The sequence below is a fragment of the Serratia sp. LTN-2 genome (genome assembly GCF_059740205.1).
The window spans coordinates 1-3,967 of sequence record NZ_JCAXDO010000003.1; the positions used below are offsets into that span (position 1 = coordinate 1).

General features: G+C 42.1%; 3 protein-coding genes and 4 pseudogenes. 4 read left to right on the top strand and 3 right to left on the bottom strand.

Annotated features, from left to right (window positions below; translation table 11 throughout):
* The 3 genes and pseudogenes from AC6BYQ_RS07130 to AC6BYQ_RS07140 form a co-directional block, all read right to left on the bottom strand.
* Positions 1-125 (bottom strand): annotated as a pseudogene (locus AC6BYQ_RS07130) (aquaporin); the annotation flags it as partial.
* A gap of 272 nt (positions 126-397) precedes the next feature.
* Positions 398-547: a DUF2188 domain-containing protein gene (locus AC6BYQ_RS07135; RefSeq protein WP_375547445.1), complete on the bottom strand. Its 150-nt coding sequence runs from the start codon at positions 545-547 to the stop codon at positions 398-400.
* 302 nt (positions 548-849) lie between these two features.
* Positions 850-1,362 (bottom strand): annotated as a pseudogene (locus AC6BYQ_RS07140) (IS110 family RNA-guided transposase); the annotation flags it as partial.
* A gap of 68 nt (positions 1,363-1,430) precedes the next feature.
* Here AC6BYQ_RS07140 and AC6BYQ_RS07145 point away from each other — a divergent pair.
* The 4 genes and pseudogenes from AC6BYQ_RS07145 to AC6BYQ_RS07160 form a co-directional block, all read left to right on the top strand.
* Positions 1,431-1,708: pseudogene (locus tag AC6BYQ_RS07145) on the top strand (transposase); the annotation flags it as partial.
* A pseudogene (gene istA, locus AC6BYQ_RS07150) lies at positions 1,692-2,363 on the top strand (IS21 family transposase); the annotation flags it as partial. The pseudogenes AC6BYQ_RS07145 and istA, both read left to right, overlap by 17 nt.
* 502 nt (positions 2,364-2,865) lie before the next feature.
* Entirely contained in the window at positions 2,866-3,273 is a 408-nt protein-coding gene (locus tag AC6BYQ_RS07155; RefSeq protein WP_311272009.1) for a cofilin family protein, read from the top strand.
* Positions 3,274-3,543: 270 nt separating this feature from the next.
* Entirely contained in the window at positions 3,544-3,873 is a 330-nt protein-coding gene (locus tag AC6BYQ_RS07160; RefSeq protein WP_311272008.1) for a hypothetical protein, read from the top strand.
* Positions 3,874-3,967 lie beyond the last annotated feature (94 nt).

Genomic DNA, 3,967 nt, shown 5'->3' on the forward strand with positions numbered 1-3,967 from the left:
GCGATCGCGACGCCGAGAAAACCAACACCCAGCTGTGGAAATGCCGCTGCTAATACTGCGCTTCCACACCCTCCGAATACCAACCAAAATGTGCCAAAGAATTCAGCAAACAGTCTTTTTGACATGGTTTATATCTCGCAATATAGACTAACGGATGTTAGCCTGAAAAACTATAGAATAGCTTTTTAAAAATATCGCATTGCTTAATAATTTTTGTTACATAACTCACGATACTATAAAAAACACAGTATTAGTGTTCTCCCTCCGATAAACAGTACCGGTCTAAACTACAGGGACGGAAAGTGGAGCCAGTGACACGAAGGAAAAATCCGGGGATATGACCGCTAGATACGCAGAGGTATGCACGCGGAGCTGGAGATGCTGCCCGTCGTCAAGCCTAATTTTCCTGATTGCGAGCGCTCCCTCTGCCGGCATCGATGGCTTGCTGTTGGGTTGGGTGAACTGACGTGACTCTCTGATTGCCTTCTCCACTCACAGCCCACTGCCCCTTTTGCGGTACAACATGCTGATTTTTTGCCTCTGTCACACCCTCAAGTCAATAATGAAATTAGAATATACTGCGTTTTTAAATTCTGTAAGCACAATATATTGATATTTATAAGGCTAAACCTCCGTGTTGCCTACTGCCAAATTCGATACCTCCCGCACACATATTCCTATGGGGTTGAAGAGTTACGAGGCAATCATTTGGAAATGTGGGGGCACAAAGGCGAGAGAAACCTCAAACAGCGTTCACTTGCAGCTGACCGAGTAGGGCGGAAACGTTGTTCCTGTTGTCTGGAGAACATACGCCCTGGGGGAACAGCAGCATCGAGACAACTTACATGCTCCGTTTTCTGCATCTTCAAGGATCAAGGGAATTGCGCGACGAACTCGCGTGATAGCAGCACCAATAGGGATCCCCCGATCGAGCAGCAGCCCTCTTATTTGACATATTGTCGCTGTGCGATGGCTTACAACACGTTGCCTAGCCCTGTGTAAGGCCTGAATATCTTGCTGCTCCGGGCTTTTTGGCGGAACAAATTTCATCGTATGCTGCATCAGCGCGATAGCGATCGCCAACGCATCATTACCGTCATTTTTTTGCCCGCGTACAAAAAGTTTAACATACTGGGGGCTGATGGCTTTTACTTTATGTCCCAGTTTTTCAAACTCACGCGGCCAGAAAAATGCCCCCGTTGAGGCTTCTATACCAATCAGGCAGGCCGGTATATTGAATACTGTCTGAAGCAATATTTTTCGCGCAACGCGTTTGGTGTAAAGGGGTTTTCCAGCCTGGTTTAACCCACAGAGTTGAAAAACATTTTTAGCCAGATCGATACCCAGATAGACGATATTCATGTTTACTCTCCTGCTGAACGTATTTTGTTCAGTTAAACGCAAAGGGAGGAGGTAGTCCCCATCCCATTAACTGGAAGGCGAAATATGGCGGGATGGAAGCGGCCGATATTAAAAAAATCAAAGACCTTGAGGATGAGAATCGACGTTTGAAACAGATGTTTGCTGATCTCAGCCTTGAGTGCCGGGCACTTAAAGACGTCATCGAAAAAAAGCTTTAAAACCAGCGATAAAGCGTGAACTTGTCAGCTATCTGACGGCACAATTTGCCATGAGTTTACGCCAGGCCTGCAGGACGTTATCGCTGAGCAGGATGGTGTATTTTTATCAGGATGAGCAGCCGGGCGATCGCCAGGGAACTGGGCATCTCCCGTAACACTGTCAAGCACTATCTGCGTGCGCAATCTGAGCCGTCAAAATATACGCCGCGTCCTGCAGCATCTTCACTTCTGGATGAATACCGGGACTATATTCGCCAACGCATCGCTGATGCCCACCCTTATAAAATTCCAGCAACGGTTAGCACCCGCAAAATTATGGAGCAGGGCTATCGCGGTGGTATGACCATCCTGAGAAAGTTCATACGTTCCTTTGCCATGCCTCAGGAGCCTGAGCCTGTCGTTCGCTTAGAAACCGAGCCTGGACGGCAGATGCAGGTTGATTGGGGGACCATGCGGAACGGCAAATCCCCGCTTCATGTGTTCGTTGCCGTTCTGGGGTACAGCAGAATGCTGTACATCGAATTCACCGACAATATACGCTTCGACACGCTGGAAACCTGCCACCGCAATGCGTTCAGCTTCTTTGGCGGCGTGCCGCGAGAAATACTGTACGACAATATGAAGACAGTGGTATTCCAGCGAGATGCTTACCAGGCCGGACAGCACCGATTCAATCCTTCCCTGTGGCTGTTCGGTAAAGATATGGGCTTCTCTCCCCGGCTGTGCCGCCCCTTCAGGGCACAAACCAAAGGCAAGGTGGAGCGGATGGCGCAGTACACCCGTATGGTTGTTTAAATGACTGTGTCCATTATGGCCACTACACCTCTTCGAGAGACTGTGGCTAACATTATATTAAAGCATTACACGTAACCATCCATGCAGGGTTATGTGGTAGTTACTGAAACTTTATGAAACGTTGAAGGTGAACATAGTTTGTAGAAAAAGTTTAGAATTTTGATCTCCTATTTAGAATGCAGTTAGCCAGTAGAGAACGCAGCCTAGATAGAGAAGTAAAAAAAATCCCATCTCAGAACTTGACAACTAAAAAGAACTTATACTATATAGATATTAAATGATTTTGCAGCATTGTTTTTTAATGTTAGGGCAGATTTCGACAGAACCGCTTATTGAGAAATATAAATTCACGACAAAAAACTCAGTAGCCGGGCGAATATGTTACTTTATAGACTTGGTAACCAAGCCAGCATTAACAATATGGCTTTTTTATTTTATCTTTTATCGTTATGAATGCAAAAATATTACAGTTTAAACGGATTGGTACTTTATGAATACTCTTATGCGGATGATAAAAAAAGAAATTAACATCGACCCTATTACTGTAGCTTTGTTTAATGATATGTTATTGAGTGATAAAAATAAATTTTGCGTGTTAAAGGTAAAGAATTTGGTCATGGAGGTTGAATCAATTTTTGATTTTCACCTTAGAAAGGAAAGTGTATATAAATTACCTATTAAAGAGCCTAGATATTTATTGTTTCGATCGCAAAAATTTCATAGTGTAAATTATTTATCTCATAGATTAATTCTTGGTTATTGGTGTCCGAAACTAGCCATTTTGAATGATAAGGTTGAATATACATCTGCTAGAGTAGCATTGTTAAAGTCCCTCCCACGAGGTAGTTATATATATTTCATAAGAGATAGCAGTGAGTTAATGAAAATAGTTAGATGAAATTAAAAAAACACCTAGGATAACAAATTAAGATAACAATTAATGAGGTTTTTATATTTTTTCCTCCATAAAACATATAAGATGACAGCGAGGGCTAAAATGATTTATGAAACAATAATATCAATTTCAGTTCTAATTATCATTGTTATAGTTGTTTCTTTTGTTTTTTGGATGTTTATGAAGGTGAATTAACTAATCAGTCATGTGATTGAGACATCCATCTACAATAACAATCAGCTGGTAGCTGAACGGCTCTATAAGGATATGGTGATGAATATCATCGTTTTTCCCATGCGAAAATTATATTATTTCAGGTTTGGATTAGGACTATCTATACTTCTATCGATAGCCTTGTCATCTGCAGTGGCGGCTATACCTACAACAGATTTGCAACCAGCACCCTCAGCCTATAAGGTCATTAAGGTGCACTATCCTTCCGTTCCAATAGCTGGGTCTGAGTTGGAAAAACATCAAAAAACATCAAAAAATATCAAAAATAGAAATTTTATAAAAAGAAGAACTGAAATAAAACCTATAGCAGAATGTTCATCAAGTGAATGTGAGAAAAAGGAAGGAATAAGACTGTCAAAGCTAAAGTGAAGTATCCTCTATGACGGTTTTAAGTGGTCAACAAAAACTGGCCACCATTTTAGCGTTTTTCCAGTATCGGTTTTTGATACAGCGTGGTTTACCT

What these genes read in the sequence shown, in the direction of transcription:
- AC6BYQ_RS07155 (WP_311272009.1), top strand. Translation starts at nt 2,866, where the DNA reads ATGAATACTCTTATGCGGATGATAAAAAAAGAAATTAACATCGACCCT.
- AC6BYQ_RS07160 (WP_311272008.1), top strand. Translation starts at nt 3,544, where the DNA reads ATGAATATCATCGTTTTTCCCATGCGAAAATTATATTATTTCAGGTTT.